The 19,289-nt window shown below is 70.1% G+C and carries 14 protein-coding genes and 1 tRNA gene; 7 read left to right on the top strand and 8 right to left on the bottom strand.

Annotated features, from left to right (window positions below; genetic code table 11):
- Positions 1–34: 34 nt before the first annotated feature.
- Positions 35–298 carry a cell division protein CrgA gene (gene crgA, locus HQ603_RS09800; RefSeq protein ID WP_222684358.1) on the bottom strand — a complete coding sequence of 88 codons (264 nt, stop codon included), beginning with the start codon at positions 296–298 and terminating at the stop codon, positions 35–37.
- Positions 299–462: 164 nt separating this feature from the next.
- On the opposite strand from crgA, the gene HQ603_RS09795 reads away from it, so the two are divergent.
- From HQ603_RS09795 to HQ603_RS09780, 4 genes are read left to right on the top strand one after another with little or no spacing between them, the layout of a single operon-like run.
- On the top strand, positions 463–942 hold the full coding sequence (locus HQ603_RS09795; RefSeq protein ID WP_222684357.1) for a DUF2975 domain-containing protein: 480 nt from the start codon (positions 463–465) through the stop codon (positions 940–942).
- Entirely contained in the window at positions 942–1,148 is a 207-nt protein-coding gene (locus tag HQ603_RS09790; protein WP_222684356.1) for a helix-turn-helix domain-containing protein, read from the top strand. The genes HQ603_RS09795 and HQ603_RS09790 overlap by 1 nt, the downstream gene beginning before the upstream one ends.
- Before the next feature lie 5 nt (positions 1,149–1,153).
- Positions 1,154–1,339 (top strand): hypothetical protein, encoded by a 186-nt coding sequence (locus tag HQ603_RS09785; protein WP_222684355.1) that lies wholly within the window; start codon positions 1,154–1,156, stop codon positions 1,337–1,339.
- Positions 1,340–1,348: 9 nt separating this feature from the next.
- Positions 1,349–1,981, top strand: a complete 633-nt coding sequence (locus HQ603_RS09780) for an aminodeoxychorismate/anthranilate synthase component II (protein WP_222684354.1) — start codon at positions 1,349–1,351, stop codon at positions 1,979–1,981.
- Positions 1,982–2,053: 72 nt separating this feature from the next.
- Here HQ603_RS09780 and pknB read toward each other — a convergent pair whose 3' ends face one another.
- The 7 genes from pknB to HQ603_RS09745 all read right to left on the bottom strand — a co-directional run bounded on the left by pknB (position 2,054) and on the right by HQ603_RS09745 (position 12,301).
- Positions 2,054–3,970, bottom strand: coding sequence for a Stk1 family PASTA domain-containing Ser/Thr kinase (gene pknB / locus HQ603_RS09775; protein WP_222684353.1), 1,917 nt, complete (start codon positions 3,968–3,970; stop codon positions 2,054–2,056).
- Positions 3,967–5,358, bottom strand: coding sequence for a serine/threonine-protein kinase (locus HQ603_RS09770; protein ID WP_222684352.1), 1,392 nt, complete (start codon positions 5,356–5,358; stop codon positions 3,967–3,969). The genes pknB and HQ603_RS09770 overlap by 4 nt, the downstream gene beginning before the upstream one ends.
- Positions 5,359–5,366: 8 nt before the next feature.
- Positions 5,367–6,851 (bottom strand): peptidoglycan D,D-transpeptidase FtsI family protein, encoded by a 1,485-nt coding sequence (locus tag HQ603_RS09765; RefSeq protein ID WP_222684351.1) that lies wholly within the window; start codon positions 6,849–6,851, stop codon positions 5,367–5,369.
- Complete coding sequence (locus HQ603_RS09760) at positions 6,848–8,305, bottom strand: FtsW/RodA/SpoVE family cell cycle protein (RefSeq protein ID WP_222684350.1); 1,458 nt, start codon at positions 8,303–8,305, stop codon at positions 6,848–6,850. Before HQ603_RS09760 ends, HQ603_RS09765 begins: the two co-directional genes overlap by 4 nt.
- Positions 8,302–9,915, bottom strand: a complete 1,614-nt coding sequence (locus HQ603_RS09755) for a PP2C family protein-serine/threonine phosphatase (RefSeq protein WP_222684349.1) — start codon at positions 9,913–9,915, stop codon at positions 8,302–8,304. The genes HQ603_RS09760 and HQ603_RS09755 overlap by 4 nt, the downstream gene beginning before the upstream one ends.
- On the bottom strand, positions 9,912–10,373 hold the full coding sequence (locus HQ603_RS09750; RefSeq protein ID WP_068106642.1) for an FHA domain-containing protein FhaB/FipA: 462 nt from the start codon (positions 10,371–10,373) through the stop codon (positions 9,912–9,914). The genes HQ603_RS09755 and HQ603_RS09750 overlap by 4 nt, the downstream gene beginning before the upstream one ends.
- A 221-nt stretch (positions 10,374–10,594) precedes the next feature.
- Complete coding sequence (locus HQ603_RS09745; RefSeq protein ID WP_308126443.1) at positions 10,595–12,301, bottom strand: DUF3662 and FHA domain-containing protein; 1,707 nt, start codon at positions 12,299–12,301, stop codon at positions 10,595–10,597.
- Between the two features lie 197 nt (positions 12,302–12,498).
- Here HQ603_RS09745 and HQ603_RS09740 point away from each other — a divergent pair.
- The 3 genes from HQ603_RS09740 to HQ603_RS09730 all read left to right on the top strand — a co-directional run bounded on the left by HQ603_RS09740 (position 12,499) and on the right by HQ603_RS09730 (position 19,269).
- Positions 12,499–12,584, top strand: a tRNA-Leu gene (locus HQ603_RS09740).
- A gap of 624 nt (positions 12,585–13,208) precedes the next feature.
- On the top strand, positions 13,209–17,810 hold the full coding sequence (gltB, locus tag HQ603_RS09735) for a glutamate synthase large subunit (RefSeq protein ID WP_222684347.1): 4,602 nt from the start codon (positions 13,209–13,211) through the stop codon (positions 17,808–17,810).
- Positions 17,803–19,269, top strand: coding sequence for a glutamate synthase subunit beta (locus HQ603_RS09730; RefSeq protein WP_222684346.1), 1,467 nt, complete (start codon positions 17,803–17,805; stop codon positions 19,267–19,269). Before gltB ends, HQ603_RS09730 begins: the two co-directional genes overlap by 8 nt.
- Positions 19,270–19,289 lie beyond the last annotated feature (20 nt).

Raw genomic sequence — 19,289 nt, 5'->3', positions numbered from 1 at the left:
GTAATTCGCGCGCGCACGACGCCGCAACCGCCGGTCACCGCCACTTCATCGTCATGACGAGGCCGATGATCCAGAACCCGAAACCGATGAGCAGGTTCCAGGCTCCGAGGTTCGCCATCCACGCGATGTCGTCCTGGGCGAGGTAGTACACGATGAGATACACCAAACCGAGCAACATGAAACCGAACATCACCGACAGGTAGAGCGTGCTCGACGGCGCCGCCTTCACCTTGACGGGTGTGCGGTTGGTCGGGTCGAGCGTGTAGTCGGTCTTCTTCCGGACCTTCGACTTCGGCATCGGGCGTCCTCATTCCGGGGGCGGGGCATCTGGGCGGGGCGTGCGGTGCGTGCCCCGGCGTCGATCGACACTCTATCGTCGCCGCCCGTGCATACTGGGTCGGCTCGACTGACGGCTCGACCAGATCTGTTGACAATCGATAGATCGATGTCGATAGTCGGTGTATGTCCATCGAACGTCGAGTGGTTCCCCTCCTCCGTCTCGTCCTCACCGTCCTGTTCGCGGTGCTGGTCGTCCTCCAGGTGTTCTCGCTGCCGGGCCAGTTCGCCCACCTCGCCGAGGAGAGCCCCGAGGACGCCGGCCTGCGCTGGCCGTTGACCGCGGTGTCGATCTTCTGGGTGCTGTGCATCCAGGTCGTGGTGGTCGCGACCTGGAAACTGCTCACGCTCGTGCAGCGCAACCGCATCTTCACCGCGTCGTCGCGGCGGTGGGTCGACGTGATCCTCGGTGCCATCGTCGCCGCCTGGGCGGTGCTGGTGGTGGTCTTCCTCGCCGTGGGGTTCGCCGCGACCGATCCGGGACTGCCCCTGCTCCTCTTCCTCATGGTGGTCGTCATCGCCGTCGCCGCGCTGCTGATGGTGGTCATGCGGGCGCTCCTGCGCCAGGCGACCGACCTGCGGACCGACCTCGACGCGGTGATCTGATGCCGATCGTGGTGCGTCTCGACGTGGAGTTGGCCAAACGCAAGATCGGGGTCGGGGAATTCGCCGACCAGGTGGGACTCACGCCCGCCAACCTGGCCGTTCTCAAGAACGGGCGGGCGCGGGCCATCCGCTTCAGCACGCTCGAGGCGATCTGCCGGGTGCTGGAGTGTCAGCCCGGAGACCTGCTCGAGTGGGTGGAGGAGTGACGGCCGTGACGTGGGTCCGCTGGTCGCTCACGCTCGCCGGGATCGTCGTCGGTGTCGCCGCGGTCATCGCCGGCGGCGCCGACGACTCACCCGGCCTGCAGGGACTCGGTCTGCTGCTGGTGCTCGGAACGATCGCCGCCGCGGTGCGTGCCCGACGGCGTCGGTGGGGACCACACCACTCACGCGATTAGGCTGCTCGCATGCGCATTCTCGTCGTCGACAACTACGACAGTTTCGTGTTCAACCTGGTCCAGTACCTCGGCCAGCTGGGCACACGGCCGACCGTGCTGCGCAACGACGATCCCGAGCTGCTCGACGTCGACGCCGCCGTGGCCCGCGCCGACGGCGTTCTGCTCAGCCCCGGGCCCGGCACCCCGGACCGCGCGGGCGTCACCATGGACATGGTCCAGGCCTGCGCCCGCACCGCGACTCCCCTGCTGGGGGTGTGCCTGGGGCATCAGGCGATCGGAGCGTCGTTCGGCGGTGTCGTCGACCGGGCCCCGGAACTGCTGCACGGCAAGACCAGCCGGGTGCACCACACCGGGCAGGGTGTCCTCGCGGGCCTGCCGGATCCCTTCACCGCGACCCGCTACCACTCGCTGACGGTGCGCCCGGAGACGATTCCCGACGAGCTCGAGGTCACCGGCACCACCGAGACCGGCATCGTCATGGCGATGCGACACCGCGAACTTCCCGTGCACGGGGTGCAGTTCCACCCCGAGTCGGTCATGACCGACGGTGGGCACCGCATGCTGGCCAACTGGCTCGAGGTGTGCGGGGACGCGCCGTCCGAGACGCTGGTCCGCACCCTCGAGGGCGCGGCCCGGGTCTGACCGTCGCGGTCCGCGCGCGATCCTCGCGGTCCGCGTCCATCCTCGCGGCCGAGGTGGCGCGGGGGGTGCCCGTCAGAGGCCGAATTTGCCCACCGAGACGCCGATCCGCGCGGTCTTCGCCAGGGTCGTCCCCTCGGGCGTGGCCTGCTGCTGGATGCGATTGACCTGGCCGGTGTCCAGCGTCGGCACGTCCACCTGGTCGAGGTCGGCCACCGTGCCCTGCCACCCGGCGGCGCGGAGCGTGTCGACGGCCTGCACCGGTGTCTGGCCGGTGAGGTCGGGCAGCAGGAACTGCGCGCCGTTGGACACCTGCACCGTGACCGTGTCGCCCTCGCTCGCCGAGCCACCACCGGCCGGGGACGTCGAGACGACCTCGCCCGCGGGCCGGGTCGAGTCGACGCTGCGTCGGTCGACGACGAAGCCCGCCCCGGCGAGGTTCGGCTGCGCCACCTCGATGTTCTGCCCCACGACGTCGGGCACGCGGACCTGGCGCGGACCGGATCCGAGCGTGATGCGCACGGCCGAACCCTGCACCATCGTCGAGCCGCGCGCCGGCTCCTGGGAGACCACCTTGTCGACCTGGTCGCGCGCGGACGGCGCCCGGCCCACGGACCGGTCGAGGGTCAACCCGGCCTGATCGAGGGCGGCGGCCGCGGCGTCGCTGGTCAGCCCGGTCAACGCCGGGACCTGGATCTGTTCCGGTCCGGTCGAGAGTTCGAGCACGAGGGTGCTGTTCTCGTCGACCGTCGTACCGGCGACCGGCCGGGTACCGATGACGGCACCCTCGGGCACCGTCGCGTCGGTGCGCTGCTGCACGTCGACACGGAAGCCCGCGTTCTCGAGCGTGGTCCGGGCGTCGTCGGCCGAGAGGGCGGTGACGTCCGGAACGGACACCGACCGCGCCTCGGCGCCGGGCCCGAGATTCCACAGGAACGCCCCGACGATTCCGACCACGACGAGGGCGGCCAGGGCGGCGAGGGCGATCTTGCCGCGGCTGCGACGTCCGTCGTCGGGCACGGGCTCGGCGTGCCGACCGCTGGTGCGGGGCGGCACGTCCGTCGGTCCGCGATCCGGCACGCGAGGGCCGTCGGCACCACCGAAGATGGTGGTGCGATCGTCGTCGCTCATCACCATCGGGGCGCTGGGGCGCTGACCGCCGAGCACGCGGATCAGGTCCGACCGCATGTCCGCCGCGCTCTGGTAGCGGTTGGCCGGGTTCTTGCTCATCGCCTTGAGGATGATCGAGTCGAGCTCGCCCGGGATGTCCGCGTTGACGGACGAGGGCAACCGCGGATCCTCGCGCACGTGCTGGTAGGCGACGGCGACCGGAGAGTCACCCGTGAAGGGCGGCTCGCCGGTGAGGATCTCGAACAGCACGCAGCCGAGCGAGTACACGTCCGAGCGCGCGTCGACCTGCTCGCCGCGGGCCTGCTCCGGTGAGAGGTACTGGGCGGTGCCGATGACGGCAGCGGTCTGCGTCATGGGGCTCGAGCTGTCGGCGATGGCGCGGGCAATACCGAAGTCCATCACCTTGACCGCGCCGGCACGGTTGATCATGACGTTGGCGGGCTTGACGTCCCGGTGGACGATGCCGTTGCGGTGACTGAAGTCGAGCGCCGCGCACACGTCGGCGATGACCTCCATCGCCCGCTTGGGGGCCATCGGACCCTCGGCGCGCACGATGTCGCGCAGCGTCTCGCCGTCGACGTACTCCATGACGATGTACGGCAGCGGACCGGTCTCGGTCTCGGCCTCGCCCGTGTCGTACACCGCGACGATGGCCGGATGGTTCAGCGCGGCGGCGTTCTGCGCCTCGCGGCGGAACCGCAGGTAGAACGTGGGGTCACGGGCGAGGTCCTGACGGAGCACCTTGATCGCGACGTCGCGGTCCAGGCGACCGTCGCGGGCGAGGTGCACCTCCGACATGCCGCCGAAGCCCAGGATCTCGCCGAGGTCGTAGCGAGAGGACAGCTTGCGCGGTGTCGTCATCGCTGTCCTCCTCCCGGTCCGCCGTTACCCGGCCCGTTGCCCGGTCCATTGCCGTTCCCGTTGCCGTTGCCGCCCAGACCGGGGATGTCGAACAGACCGCCCGGGGTGGTCGTGGTGGTGCTCGGCGTCGTGGTGGTGGTCGTGGTGGTGGGCTCGGTGGTCGTCGTCGTGGTCGTGGTGGTGGTGGTCGTGGTCGTCGTGGTGGTCGTCGGCCGCGTCGTCGTCGTGGTGGGCTCGGTGGTGGTCGGCGTCGGCGTGGTGGTCGAGGTGACCGCCGGGACCGTCGGACCGCCGCCGCTCTCGGAGAACACGAACAGGCCGAACGCGACGATGCCGGCGAGCAGCAGCAACCCGGCCGCAGCCCACGCGAGGGCCTTCTGACCGGGACTCATGCCGCTCCGATCCGGCTCCGGCTCCCGCGGCGTCGCGGCGGCGTACCGGCCGGCCGCGGTGCCCATCATGCGGGTGCTCGCGGGACCGCCGGCGACCGGCGGCACCACTCGGGTGGTGCCCGTCGACGGACGGGGGGTGCCGGGGTGCGGCGGTCGACGACCGGCTCGGACCGCCGCGACGGCGTCGGCGAACTCCCCGCCGTTGGCGTAGCGGGCCGCGGGATCCTTGGTCATGGTGATCTCGACGAGCTCGCGCACCTGCGGGGGCAGGTCCGCCGGGAGCGGCGGGGCGGCGTCGCGCACGTGCTTCATGGCCACCGTGAGCGCACCGTCACCGACGAACGGCCGCTGGCCCGAGACGGCCTCGTACCCCACGACACCGAGGCTGTAGACGTCGGACGCCGACGTCGCGTCCTGTCCCAGCGCCTGCTCCGGCGCGATGTACTGAGCGGTCCCCATGACCATGCCCGTGCGGGTCACGGGCGAGGCGTCGACCGCCTTGGCGATACCGAAGTCGGTGATCTTCACCGTGCCGTCCGGCGTGATCATGATGTTGCCGGGCTTGACGTCCCGGTGGACGATGCCCGCGCGGTGCGCGGCCTGCAGCGCCCGACCGGTCTGCTCGAGCATGTCCAACGCGTGGACCAGCGGCAGCCGACCCATGCGGCCGAGCACGGCGTTGAGAGGTTCGCCGACGACCAGTTCCATCACCAGGTAGGCCAGCGACTGACCGCTCGGGTCACGCACCTCGCCGTAGTCGTAGATGTTGGCGATGCCGGGGTGGTTCAGCAGCGCGGTCGTGCGCGCCTCGATGCGGAAGCGCTCCACGAACTCCGGATCGTCGGAGAACTCGGGCTTGAGGATCTTCACCGCGACGCGGCGATCCAGCCGGTTGTCCGTCGCCTCCCACACCTGACCCATGCCGCCGGTGGCGATGAGCCGGATCAGCCGGTAGCGATCCGCCACGAGGGCACCGCTGTTCAGTCCACCGTTCATCCCGTGGCTCACCTCCCCTGCAATCCGGCGCCGAGTACGGCGCGTGCCACCGGCGCGGCCACCGATCCACCGGTCGCGGCCAGGGCGCGGTCACCGCCGTCCTCGACGATGACGGCGATCGCGATCTTCGGGTCCTCGGCCGGGGCGAACGCGATGTACCAGGCGTGCGGCGGCGTGTTGCGTGGGTCGCTGCCGTGCTCCGCGGTGCCCGTCTTGGACGCGATCTGCACCCCGGGGATGCGTCCCTCGGAGCCGGAGTTGTTCTCCGCGCCGATCATCAGGTCGGTGAGGGTGCCCGCGACCTCGGGGGACACGGCCTGACCCAGCGAGGTGGGCTCGGTGGTGTCCAGCGTCGACAGGTCGGGAGCCTGCAGCTGCGCCACCAGGTGCGGTGCCATGCGGACCCCACGGTTGGCGATGGTCGCGGCGATCTCGGCGTTCTGCAGCGGGGTCAGGGCGACGTCGCGCTGGCCGATGCTCGACTGACCGAGGGCGGCGTCGTCGGGAATGTCGCCGACCGTGCTGGGGGCGACCGGCAGCGGAACCGATTGCGATTCGCCGACGCCGAAGGCCGTGGCGGTGTCGGACACCGCGCCCGCGCCGGTGTCGATGCCGAGCTCGACGAACGCGGTGTTGCACGAGCGCGCGAAGGCCTCCCGCAACGACGCGGTGGCGCCGCCGCCGCACGTGGACCCGTTGTAGTTCTCGAGCGTGGTGGCCGTGTCCGGCAGGGTGATGGTGGGCGCCGCCGTCAACTGCGTGTCGGGGGACGCACCGGCCGCGAGAGCCGCGGCCGTCACGACGACCTTGAACGTCGATCCCGGCGGATAGGTCTGCGAGACGGCCCGGTTGACCAGCGGGTTGGTGGGGTCCTGGCTGAGCCGCTCCCAGGCGGCCGCCGTCTGTTCACCGTCGTGCGAGGCCAGCTCGTTGGGGTCGTAGCTGGGGGTGGACACCATCGTGAGGATCTTGCCGGTGGACGGCTCGATGGCGACGACGGATCCGGTGTATCCCTTGCTGGTGAGCTGGTCGTACGCGACCTGCTGCATCACCGGATCGATGGTGGTCACGACGTTGCCGCCGCGGGGGTCGCGGCCGGCGAGCAGGTCGAAGAACCGCTTGCCGAAGAGCCGGTTGTCCGACCCGTTCAGCACCGAGTCCTCCGCACGCTCGAGCCCGGTGCTCGAGTACAGCATCGAGTAGAAGCCGGTCACGGGCGCGTTGGCCAGAGCGCTGGACGGCGCGGCCGGGTTGGACGGGTAGGTCCGCAGGTACTTGTACCGATCGTCCGTGGCGATCGACGCGGCCAGCACCTGGCCGCCGCTCGAGATCTGACCGCGCTGGCGGGCGTACTCGTCGAGCAGCACTCGGGAGTTCCGCGGATCGGTCCGCAGATCGTCGGCCTTGATGACCTGGACGTACGTGGCGTTGGCGAGCAGCACGACGACCATCGCCATGATGCCGATCGCGACGCGGCGCAGGGGTGTGTTCACGAGCGCTTCACCACCTGGGTGGGTGCGTCGCCGATCTGCGGTCCGGCGGCCGCCCGCTTCTGCGGGACGACGGGTGCGCGCGCGGCGTCCGAGATCTTCATCAGCAGGGCCACGAGGACGTAGTTGGCGAGCAGGGACGACCCTCCGTACGACATGAAGGGGGTGGTCAGACCGGTCAGCGGGATCAGCTTGGTCACCCCGCCCACCACGACGAACAGCTGCACGGCGATGATCACCGACAGCCCGGCGGCGAGTAGTTTGCCGAAGCTGTCGCGCACGGCGAGTGCGGTCCGCACCCCGCGCAGCACGAACAGCAGGTACAGCATCAGGACCGCGGCGAGGCCGATGAGACCGAGCTCCTCGCCCACCGTCGCGACGATGAAGTCGGTGTTGGCGAAGGGCACCTGCGACGGGCGCCCGCTGCCGAGGCCGGTGCCGCCCATGCCGCCGGTCGCGAGTCCGAACAGCGACTGCGAGATCTGGTAGCCGGTGTCGTTGTAGTCCGCGAACGGGTCCAGCCAGGTGTCGGTGCGGATCTTGACGTGGCCGAAGCTGTTGTAGGCCAGCACGAATCCGGCGAGCAGCAGCGTCAGTCCGACGACGATCCACCCGACCCGCTCGGTGGCGATGTAGATCATCACCACCACCGTCGAGTAGATCAGCAGCGACGTGCCCAGGTCCTTCTCGAAGACGAGGACGCCGATGGAGACGATCCAGGCGACGACGACCGGTCCCAGGTCCCGCGCCCGCGGGAGATCCATGCCGAGCACGTGCTTGCCGGCGGTGGTGAACAGCTCGCGCTTGGCCACCAGGACCGAGGCGAAGAAGATCAGCAGGGCGATCTTGGCGAACTCACCGGGCTGGATGCTGAAGCCGGGCAACCGGATCCAGATCTTGGACCCGTTGACCTCCGACAGCGACGACGGCAGCACCGCGGGCAGGGCGAGGAACACCAGCCCGCCGAGACCGAGGGTGTACCCGTAGCGGGCGAGGGTTCGGTAGTCCCGCACGAGGATCAGGACGGCGACGAAGCACGCGATGCCGAGTGCGGTCCACAACACCTGCTGGTTGGCGTCCGGCGACGGCTCCTCCGTGCCCAGATAGCGCGCGGACTCCTGCGCCGCCAGGTCCAGTCGATGGATCAACACCAGCCCGAGACCGTTGAGGAGCGCCACGATGGGCAGCAGCAACGGATCGGCGTGCGTGGCGAACCGGCGCACCGCGGCGTGGGCCACGGCGAACATCGCGAGGTACGCCAGCCCGTACTTGGCCAGGTCCCACGTGACGGCCTGTTCCTGACTCGCCTCCACCAGCACGAACGACAGGGTGGTGATGAGCGTCGCGGCGGCCAGCAGCGCTGCTTCCACGCCGCGCCGGGTGGACTGCGGCGGCGCCGGGGCGAACCCGCCGGGCGGGCTGGGGAAGGACGCCGAGGACTGGGAGGGCGCCGTCATCGACTACCCACCCGGCACGTCTGACCGGCCACGGGGGCGGGCGTCGGCGTCGGCGTAGCGGTCTCCGTCACCGGTGCCGTCGGCGGCGCGGCGGGATCCGCGGGCGGCGCCGTCTCGGTCGGTGTGGTCGGGGCCGACGGTGTGGTCGGCGTCGTGGTCGACGTCTCCTCGCACACCGGCAGCAGATCGGTCGCCACCAGGCGCGACACCTGCGACCGGGCGTCGTCGAGGGTTCCCGACGGCAACCCGGACCGCACCTGCTCGCGAGCCGACGGCTGCAGATCGTCCACCCCGAGCACGCGGCAGTCACCGGCCTCGGACGGCGATCGGAGATCGACGGTGGCGGGCTCGGGTTCCGGCTCGGGTGCCGGAGTGGGTGCCTGCGTGGGTGCAGCTGTGGGGGACGCGGGATCCACCGGGGCATCGGGTGCCGCCGGTGCGGCGGACGCCTCGGTGGTCGGCGGGGCGGTGGTCGGCTGGGCGGTGGTCGTGGTGGGTGCCGTCGACGTACCCGGGGTGGTCGCGGCGGTCTCGCGGACACACCCGACCAGGTCGACGGTCTGCAGCGAGTACCCCAGGACCGAGCCGGGCACGCCGCGCATGACGACCACGCGGCCGTCGTCGGTGCCCACGTAGTAGTTCCGTTGCAGCAGAGACCATCCGACGATGGCGCCGGCCGCCAGCAACGCCACGAGCGCCACGGACACCAGCGTCCACCGCAGCTTGTGCGACGTCTTCTCCGGCGCCGGGGGAGGCGTCGGCGCGACCCGCTTCGGCGTCGAGCGGGGTGGCCGCATGGCCGCGGCCCGACCGGCCGCCGTGTTGGGCGGCGGGGTGTCCTCGTCGTCGTCCATCGACGCCGCGCCGGCGAGGATCGGATGCGACTGGCCGTAGTCGAGGTCGATGACGTCGGCGACGACGACGGTGACGTTGTCCGGCCCGCCGCTGCGCAACGCGAGTTCGATGAGGCGGTCGGCGCACTCGTCGTTCTCGCCCTCGCGCAGGGTGTCGGCGATGGTCTCGCTGCTCACGACGTCGGACAGACCGTCGGAGCACAGCAGGTAGCGGTCGCCGGCGCGGGCCTCGCGCACGGTGAGCGTGGGTTCGATCTCGTTGCCGGTCAGCGCGCGCATGATGAGCGACCGCTGCGGATGCGAGTGGGCCTGCTCGGCGGTGATGCGGCCCTCGTCCACGAGCGACTGCACGAAGGTGTCGTCGCGGGTGATCTGCGTCAGCTCGCCGTCCCGCAGCAGGTAGGCGCGGGAATCGCCGATGTGGACGAGGCCGATCTTGCGGCCGCCGAACAGAATGGCCGTCAGCGTGGTGCCCATCCCGTCGAGCTCGGGGTCCTCCTCGACCTGCTCGGCGATGGTGGCGTTGCCCTCGCGGGTGGCCCGCTCGAGTTTGCCGAGGAGATCGTCGCCCGGCTCGTCGTCGTCGAGATGCGCGAGCGCGGCGATCATCAACTGGGAGGCGACCTCGCCCGCCGCGTGGCCACCCATGCCGTCGGCGAGGGCGAGCAGACGGGCGCCCGCGTAGACGGAGTCCTCGTTGTTCGAGCGCACGAGGCCCCGGTCGCTGCGAGCGGCGTAGCGGAGAACGAGGGTCACGGGCGCAACTCGATCACGGTCTTGCCGACGCGGACGGGGGTGCCGAGCGGAACGCGCACGGCCGTGGTCACCTTCACGCGGTCGAGGTAGGTGCCGTTGGTGGACCCGAGGTCCTCGACGTACCAGTCACTGCCCCGCGGCGACAACCGCGCGTGACGGGTGGACGCGTAGTCGTCGGTGAGCACCAGGGTGGAATCGTCGGCTCGCCCCATGAGGACCGGTTGCGTCCCGAGGGTGATGCGGGTGCCGGCCAACGAGCCCTGGGTGACGACGAGGTACTTGGCCACCTTCTGCTTGCGGCCCGGCAGCGACACCGGTGTCTTGCGGGAGCGGGGTGGCACGCGGAGTCCGGAGGCGGCGTAGATGTCCGAGCGCAGAGTGCGCAGGACGGCCCACACGAACAGCCACAGCACCACCAGAAAGCCCGCGCGCGTGAGCTGCAGCACGAGTCCTTGCACAGCGATCACCTCCTCGTGGCACCGGTGGGTCGTCGACGGGGATCTCGACCGGGGTTCGACAGCGTCGACGGGGTGGTCGACGGGGTGGACAGCGTTGACGGGGTGGACAGGATCGAGCCGGCACACGGGTCACGTGTGCCGCCTCGCAGCATCATAGGGGCAGGGGGTGACAGCGGCGGTACACCGACGCCACGTCGGTGCGACCGCCCGCCGTCTGCGGATCAGACGATGCGCACCAGGATCTCGGAATGCCCGGCCCGCACCACGTCCCCGTCGGCCAGCTGCCAGTCCTGCACCGGTGACCCGTTGACCGTGGTGCCGTTGGTCGAGCCGAGATCGGACAACGTCGCCACGCGGCCGTCCCACCGCACCTCGAAGTGACGACGCGAGACGCCGGTGTCGGGGAGCCGGAAGTGGGCGTCCTGGCCGCGGCCGACGATGTTGGCGCCGTCGCGCAGCTGGAACTGGCGTCCGCTGCCGTCCTCGAGCGACAACGTCGCGGTGGTCGTCCCCACCGGAGCGTCGTGCAGGTCGGGAGCGCGGTAGCCCTGGGTGGACGGGCCGTCGTAGCCCGCGCCGCTGTCGTAGCCCGCGCCGCCGTCGTACCCGGCACCGCCGCCGTACGCGCGGGAGTCCGCGGCCGACGGGTCGTAGGGCGCCCGGCCGTAGGCCTGCTGCTCGTGACCCGGCTGGTCGTACGCCGGCTGGTCGTACGCCGGTCGTGCGTCGTGACCCGGCTGGTCGGGACGACCGTACGCACGCGGATCCGGACCCGGCCGCCCGTACCCGCCCTGGTCGTACGCGCCCTGGTCGTAGCCGCCACGGCCGTAGCCGCGGTCGTCGTACCCGCCCTGGCCGTAGCCGCGGTCGTCGTATCCGCTCTGGCCGTACCCGCCCTGCGGGTAGCCGCGCTGGTCCTGACCCGCCTGCTCGTAGCCCGGCTGATATCCGCCCTGGCCACCCTGGCCGTAGCCGCGCGGATCGTCCTGCGGGTAGCGACCCGGCGGGTATCCGCCCTGACCGTACCCACCCTGGTACCCGCCCTGGCCGTAGCCGCCCTGGCCGTAGCCGCGCTGGTCGTGGCCCGCCTGCTCGTAGCCCGGCTGGTACCCGCCACGGCCGTAGCCGCCCTGGCCGTACTGCGCGTCGTACTGGGGGTCGTACGGGGAGTCGTAGCCGCCCCGGCCCGCGCCGCGATCGTCCTGGCCGCGGTCGCCGCCGGGGCCGTCGGCACGGTCACCCTGGTCGGCGTTCGGCGCGCCGTAGGGCGCGACCGGGCCGCGCGACCGTGCGTCCGCCGCGGGACGCCCCGGGTACCCGGCGGGCGGCCGAACGCGGTTGCCCGACTCCGGGCCCGACGCGGTCTCGCCCGGGTAGGCGCTGCCGTTGCGTGGGCCGTGGGTGACGGATCCGGCGTCGCGATCGGGCTCGTCGCCCTCGGTGCGATTCCCGGGATTCTGAGTCATGGAGACGGCTCCTGATGTCGACGGGGTGGGACGGTGCGGACGGTCTCGAGTCTGACCGGCGGCGGGGACGCGGTCGCGGTCGGTCCCCGCGTCGGGGTCCACGCGGCCGGCCGTGCGGAACTGACCGGTGTGCAGCGACTGCGCGGCCTCGAACCGGACGACGACGCCGCCGTAGGTCTGCCATCCCTGCTCGGCGATGTAGTCCTGCAGGTGACGGGAGAACGCGCGGGTGGTCAGATCCTGGTCGGAGGCCAGCCGCTCGTGGTCGGCGGGGCTGATGGTGATGACGTAGTCGTTGGGCGCGAGGACGTGTCCGCCGTCGAGCGTGCGGATCCCGCCGAGGGCTTCCTGGCGCAGGGCTGCCTCGACCTCCGCCGGCACCACTCCGCCGCCGAACACCCGCGCGAAAGCGTCGCCGACGGCACTCTGCAGCTTGCGCTCGAACCGTTGAACGACTCCCACGTCACCCTCCCTCGACTGCGCTTCGGACACGACTGCGTGTCCCGGCGGTCCGGGAACGCTCATTCATGCTATACGGCCGAATCCGTCGCTCGGCTCGGCCGCGGCCCGCGAAAACCGGCGAACGGTCCGGACGGGTCGTCGAGGCGCCGACGATTTCGGCTCGGCGGAACCGTCGTGCTACCGTTCTCGGGTCGCTCGGGCGAGTGGCGGAATGGCAGACGCGCTGGCTTCAGGTGCCAGTGTCCTTCGGGACGTGGGGGTTCAAGTCCCCCTTCGCCCACCACGCTGGCCGTAGCTGATTCTCATCGCTACGGCCAGTAGTCGTTTCGGGACCTTCTCCGTTTCCTTGTACTGCCTGTGTCCCTGTACCGCCTGTGTCGTGCACGTCTCTGTTGCGGTTCGTGTCGGCCCGGTATCGTCGGCGTTGCGTGATCGTGTCCTCACCGATGCGGCGCGTCGACCGCCCCGGGTTCTCCCGATCGGTTCCGTCGACCGCCCGCCCGCGGACGGGCCCTCACGACGCCGGGCAGCGTCGCCCGGCGGCCCGCTTTCCGTCGTCGTCACCGACGTCGTCGCAGGTAGGGGCCGAGAAGGTTACCCTTGTTTGTGATGTTGTCGGGGTGCTGACCTATCGTTTTCCTCGCGGGGTGGACCCACAAGCACTCCCCCCTGCCCGGACAACACCCGGTTCGGCCGCCCGGCGCACCGCTCGAGCACCATCATCGAGCGGCGCGGCCATGGGTCCGACCGGTAGCCCGACCTGAGTGTGTGTTCAACGGCGAACCCGCTCTCGAACCGCCCCGCGGCGGCTCCTGATCGCCTCGCGCGCTCGATCTCGTCTCGGCGAGCGTGCCCGAGGAATCGGCCGACGCGGATTCTGGCTCGACTCGCAGTGAGGCAAGACACCATGCAGATTCCCGGTCACCGGTACCCAGCAGCACAGGGCCTCTACGACCCCGCCCACGAACACGATTCCTGTGGTGTCGCGTTCGTCGTCGACATGTACGGCCGTCGCAGCCGCGACATCGTCGACAAGGCGATCACCGCGCTGGTCAATCTCGAACACCGCGGCGCCGCCGGCGCCGAACCCAACACCGGTGACGGTGCGGGCATCCTCATCCAGGTGCCGGACGCGTTCTACCGCGCCGTCGTGGACTTCGAGCTTCCGGCCGAGGGTGCCTACGCCACCGGCATCGCCTTCCTCCCGCAGGCTCGCGCCGCGGTGCAGGAAGCCGTCGCCGGGGTCGAGCGCATCGTCGTCGAGGAGGGCCTCGAGGTTCTGGGCTGGCGCACCGTCGAGACCGACGACGCGTCCCTGGGCGCGTTGGCGCGCGACGCGATGCCGACGTTCCGCCAGCTGTTCGTCGCCGCTCCGGACCGGTCGCTCACCGGGCTGGACCTCGAGCGTCGGGCCTTCGTCGCGCGCAAGCGCGTCGAGCACGAGCTGGGCACCGAGGGTCCGGGCAAGGACGGCCCCGGCCGCGAGTCCGTGTACTTCCCGTCGCTGTCGCCGTCGACCATCGTCTACAAGGGCATGCTGACGACGCCGCAGCTGAAGGGCTTCTACCTCGACCTGCAGGACGAGCGCGTCGAGAGCGCTCTCGGTCTGGTGCACTCCCGCTTCTCCACCAACACGTTCCCGTCGTGGCCGCTGGCCCACCCGTTCCGGCGGGTCGCCCACAACGGGGAGATCAACACCGTCACCGGCAACGAGAACTGGATGCGCGCGCGGGAAGCGCTGATCGACTCCGACGCCTTCGGCGGCCGCGAGAAGCTCGACGCGATCTTCCCCGTGTGCACGCGCGGCGCCTCGGACACGGCACGCTTCGACGAGGTGCTCGAGTTCCTGCACCTCGGCGGCCGCAGCCTGCCGCACGCGGTCCTCATGATGATCCCGGAGGCCTGGGAGCACCACGAGACCATGGACCCCGCGCGCCGGGCGTTCTACCAGTACCACTCGACGCTGATGGAGCCGTGGGACGGCCCCGCGTCGGTGTGCTTCACCGACGGCACCGTCATCGGTGCGGTGCTCGACCGCAACGGTCTGCGTCCCTCGCGTCTGTGGGTCACCGACGACGGTCTGGTCGTCATGGCGTCCGAGGTCGGCGTTCTCGACATCGAGCCGTCGCGCATCGTCAAGAAGGTCCGCCTGCAGCCGGGCCGCATGTTCCTCGTGGACACCGCGCAGGGCCGCATCGTCAGCGACGACGAGATCAAGGACGAGCTCGCGGCCGAGCACCCCTACCAGGAATGGCTGGATCAGGGCCTGCTCAGCGTCGACCAGCTGCCGGAGCGGCCGCACGTGCACATGTCGCACGACCGCGTGCTCATCCGCCAGCAGATCTTCGGGTACACCACCGAGGAACTGAACGTCCTGCTCGCCCCCATGGCGAAGACCGGCGCCGAGGCCATCGGCTCGATGGGCACGGACACGCCCGTCGCGGTGCTCTCGGCCCGTCCGCGGATGCTCTTCGACTACTTCTCGCAGCTCTTCGCGCAGGTGACCAACCCGCCGCTCGACGCCATCCGCGAGGAAGTGGTGACCAGCCTCGGCGGCACCATCGGCCCGGAGCGGGATCTGTTGCAGCCCACCGCCGAGGCGTGCCGCCAGATCGTGCTGCACTCGCCGATTCTGCACAACGACGAGCTGGCCAAGCTCGTCCACATCAACGACGACGGCAACCTCGACGAGCTGCGCTCGGTGGTCGTCCGCGGCCTGTACCCGGTGGCGAAAAGCGGTGAGGGACTGCGTCGTTCGCTGGAGATCATCCGCAAGCAGGTGTCCGCGGCCATCGCCGGCGGCGCCCGCATCGTCATCCTGTCGGACCGGGAGTCCAACGAGAAGCTGGCGCCGATCCCGTCGCTGCTGCTCACCTCGGCGGTCCACCATCACCTGGTGCGGGAGAAGACGCGCACCAAGGTGGGTCTGATCGTGGAGGCCGGTGACGCCCGCGAGGTGCACCACATGGCCACGCTCGTGGGATTCGGTGCGGCCGCGGTCAATCCGTACATGGCCTTCGAGTCCATCGAGGACATGATCGAGCGCGGCAACCTGCAGGGCGTCGAGTACGACACCGCCGTGCGCAACTACATCAAGGCCGCCGGCAAGGGCGTGCTCAAGGTGATGTCCAAGATGGGCATCTCCACGCTGGCGTCGTACACCGGTGCCCAGCTGTTCCAGGTCATCGGTCTCTCGCAGGACCTGATCGACGAGTACTTCCACGGCGTCACCTCGCCGCTGGGCGGTATCGACCTCGACCAGATCGCTGCCGACGTGGCCGCGCGCCACGGAGTCGCCTACCTGGACAACAAGTTCGAGCGCGCACACCGGGAGCTCGAGACCGGTGGCGAGTACCAGTGGCGCCGCGAGGGCGAGTACCACCTGTTCAACCCGGACACGGTCTTCAAGCTGCAGCACGCCACGCGCACCGGCCAGTACCGGGTGTTCAAGGAGTACACGCAGATGGTGGACGACCAGTCGGAGCGGCTGGCGTCGCTGCGCGGGTTGTTCCGCTTCCGCACCGAGGGCCGGAGCCCGATCCCGATCGAGGAGGTCGAGTCGGCGCGCGAGATCGTCAAGCGCTTCTCCACCGGCGCGATGAGCTACGGCTCCATCTCCGCCGAGGCGCACGAGACGCTCGCCATCGCGATGAACCGCCTCGGCGGTCGCTCGAACTCCGGTGAGGGCGGCGAGGACGTCGCGCGCTTCACGCCGGACGAGAACGGCGATTCGCGTCGGTCGGCCATCAAGCAGGTCGCGTCGGGCCGCTTCGGCGTCACGTCGAACTACCTGACCAACTGCACCGACATCCAGATCAAGATGGCGCAGGGAGCCAAGCCCGGTGAGGGCGGCCAGCTTCCGGCGCACAAGGTGTACCCGTGGGTGGCCGAGGTTCGGCACTCCACGCCGGGCGTGGGTCTGATCTCGCCGCCCCCGCACCACGACATCTACTCGATCGAGGATCTCGCGCAGCTGATCCACGACCTGAAGAACGCGAACCCGTCGGCCCGCATCCACGTCAAGCTGGTCAGTGAGATCGGTGTGGGCACGGTCGCCGCCGGCGTCTCGAAGGCGCACGCGGACGTCGTCCTCATCTCGGGTCACGACGGCGGCACGGGCGCGACGCCGCTCACTTCCGTCAAGCACGCGGGTGCGCCGTGGGAGCTCGGCCTGGCCGAGACCCAGCAGACGTTGCTGCTCAACGGACTTCGCGATCGCATCGTGGTGCAGGTCGACGGTCAGCTCAAGACCGGCCGCGACGTCATGGTCGCCGCCCTGCTCGGCGGCGAGGAGTTCGGCTTCGCCACCGCACCGCTGGTGGTCTCCGGCTGCATCATGATGCGCGTCTGCCACCTGGACACCTGCCCGGTGGGCGTCGCGACGCAGAACCCGGTGCTGCGCAAGCGGTTCGCGGGTCAGCCGGAGTTCGTGGAGAACTTCTTCCTCTACATCGCCGAGGAGGTCCGGGAGTACCTGGCCGAGTTCGGTTTCCGCACGCTCGACGAGGCCGTCGGCCAGGTCGGCCTGCTCGACACCACCGCGGCCAAGGAGCACTGGAAGGCGTCGAAGCTCGACCTGTCGCCGATCCTGGACCAGCCCGAGTCGGCGTTCATGAACCAGGACCTGTACTGCACGGGCACCCAGGATCATTCGCTGGACAAGGCGCTGGATCAGCAGCTCATCACCCAGAGCCGTGAGGCGCTGGACTCGGGCGAGAAGGTGCAGTTCACCACCCGCATCACCAACGTGAACCGCACGGTGGGCACCATGCTCGGCCACGAGCTGACCAAGAAGTACGGTGCCGACGGCCTTCCCGACGACACCATCGACATCACCTTCACCGGGTCCGCCGGCAACAGCTTCGGCGCGTTCGTGCCCAAGGGCATGACGCTGCGGCTCGAGGGTGACGCCAACGACTTCGTCGGCAAGGGACTGTCCGGCGGTCGGATCGTCGTGCGCCCGTCGCGCGACGCCAACCCGGACTTCGTCGCCGAGAACAACATCATCGCCGGCAACGTCATCCTCTTCGGTGCCACCGAAGGAGAGGCGCTGATCCGCGGTGTCGTCGGCGAGCGGTTCGCGGTGCGCAACTCCGGCGCCACCGCCGTCGTCGAGGGTGTGGGCGACCACGGCTGCGAGTACATGACCGGTGGCAAGGTGGTCATTCTCGGCGAGACCGGACGCAACTTCGGTGCCGGCATGTCCGGCGGCGTGGCGTTCGTGTTCGATCCGAACTCGACGTTCGAGGCCAATCTCAACACCGAGCTGGTGGACATCGAAGCCCTCGAGGGCGACGAGTTCGCGTGGCTCAAGGACGCGGTCACCCGCCACCGCGACCAGACCGGATCCGAGGTCGCCGAGCGCATCCTCGCGGACTGGTCGCAGCAGGTGAATCACTTCGTGAAGGTGATGCCGCGGGATTACAAGAAGGTACTGCTCGCCATTTCCGAAGCCGAGAAGAACGGCGCCGACGTGGACGAGGCGATCATGGAGGCAGCTCGTGGGTGACCCGCAGGGATTTCTGAAGAACACGTCCAGGGAACTGCCGAAGCGCCGTCCCGTCGACCTGCGTCTGATGGACTGGAAAGAGGTCTACGAGGACTTCTCGACGGACACGCTGCGGACGCAGGCCAGCCGCTGCATGGACTGTGGTATCCCGTTCTGCCATAACGGATGTCCGTTGGGGAATCTCATTCCCGAGTGGAACGACCTGGTGTACAAGGACCGGTGGCGCGAGTCCATCGACCGGCTGCACGCCACCAACAACTTCCCGGAGTTCACCGGGCGGCTGTGCCCGGCGCCGTGCGAGGCGTCGTGCGTCCTGGGCATCAACCAGGATCCGGTGACCATCAAGCAGGTCGAGGTCGAGATCATCGACCGCGCCTTCGACGAGGGGTGGGTCCAGCCCGTCTACCCGACGTACCTCACCGGCAAGACGGTGGCGGTGGTCGGCTCGGGTCCGGCGGGACTCGCAGCGGCGCAGCAGCTCACGCGGGCCGGCCACACGGTCACGGTCTTCGAGCGCGCCGACCGCATCGGCGGTCTGCTCCGCTACGGCATCCCCGAGTTCAAGATGGAGAAGCGGCACATCGATCGCCGCATCGCGCAGATGGAGGCCGAGGGCACCATCTTCCGCACCGGCGTGAACGTCGGTGTCGACATCACGGCCGCGGACCTGCGGGCGCAGTTCGACGCCGTCGTTCTCTCCGGCGGTGCCACGAAGGCCCGCGATCTCGAGGTGCCGGGCCGCGAGTACGGCGGCATCCATCAGGCCATGGAGTTCCTGCCGTGGGCCAACCGGGTGCAGCTCGGCGACGACGTCACCGACGCCAACGGCCAGCCGCCGATCACCGCGCGGGGCAAGAAGGTCGTCATCATCGGCGGCGGCGACACCGGCGCGGACTGCCTGGGCACGTCGCACCGTCAGGGTGCGGCGAGCGTCCACCAGTTCGAGATCATGCCGCGCCCGCCCGAGGAGCGCGCCGACTCCACGCCGTGGCCGACGTACCCGCTGGTGTACCGCGTGTCGTCCGCACACGAGGAGGGCGGCGAGCGGGTGTTCTCGGTCAACACCGAGAAGTTCACCGGCGAGAACGGCATCGTCACCGGACTCGACGCGCACGAGGTCGAGTTCAAGGACGGCCGCTTCCACAAGGTGGAGGGCTCCGACTTCCACCTCGAGGCCGACCTCGTGCTGCTCGCCATGGGCTTCACCGGCCCGGAGAAGCCCGGCCTGCTCACCGACCTCGGTGTGAACCTCAACGAGCGCGGCAACGTCGCGCGCACGGACAAGTGGAACACCAACGTCGAGGGCGTGTTCGTGGCCGGAGACATGGGCCGCGGCCAGTCCCTGATCGTGTGGGCCATCGCCGAGGGCCGCTCCGCCGCCTCGGCCGTGGACAGCTTCCTCATGGGCAAGACCGCCCTGCCGGCACCGATCACGCCGACGCAGATGGCGCAGCGCTAACAGGAATCACCCCCGTCAGC

This window comes from Rhodococcoides corynebacterioides (assembly GCF_019834675.1).
Classification (GTDB): domain Bacteria; phylum Actinomycetota; class Actinomycetes; order Mycobacteriales; family Mycobacteriaceae; genus Rhodococcoides; species Rhodococcoides corynebacterioides_A.
Note: the sequence above shows the minus strand (reverse complement) of the source record. Positions and strands in the feature narration are given on the sequence as shown.

Coding starts and splice junctions, on each gene's coding strand:
- crgA (WP_222684358.1), bottom strand. CDS start 298: ATGCCGAAGTCGAAGGTCCGGAAGAAGACCGACTACACGCTCGACCCG.
- HQ603_RS09795 (WP_222684357.1), top strand. CDS start 463: ATGTCCATCGAACGTCGAGTGGTTCCCCTCCTCCGTCTCGTCCTCACC.
- HQ603_RS09790 (WP_222684356.1), top strand. CDS start 942: ATGCCGATCGTGGTGCGTCTCGACGTGGAGTTGGCCAAACGCAAGATC.
- HQ603_RS09780 (WP_222684354.1), top strand. CDS start 1,349: ATGCGCATTCTCGTCGTCGACAACTACGACAGTTTCGTGTTCAACCTG.
- pknB (WP_222684353.1), bottom strand. CDS start 3,970: ATGACGACACCGCGCAAGCTGTCCTCTCGCTACGACCTCGGCGAGATC.
- HQ603_RS09770 (WP_222684352.1), bottom strand. CDS start 5,358: ATGAACGGTGGACTGAACAGCGGTGCCCTCGTGGCGGATCGCTACCGG.
- HQ603_RS09760 (WP_222684350.1), bottom strand. CDS start 8,305: ATGACGGCGCCCTCCCAGTCCTCGGCGTCCTTCCCCAGCCCGCCCGGC.
- gltB (WP_222684347.1), top strand. CDS start 13,209: ATGCAGATTCCCGGTCACCGGTACCCAGCAGCACAGGGCCTCTACGAC.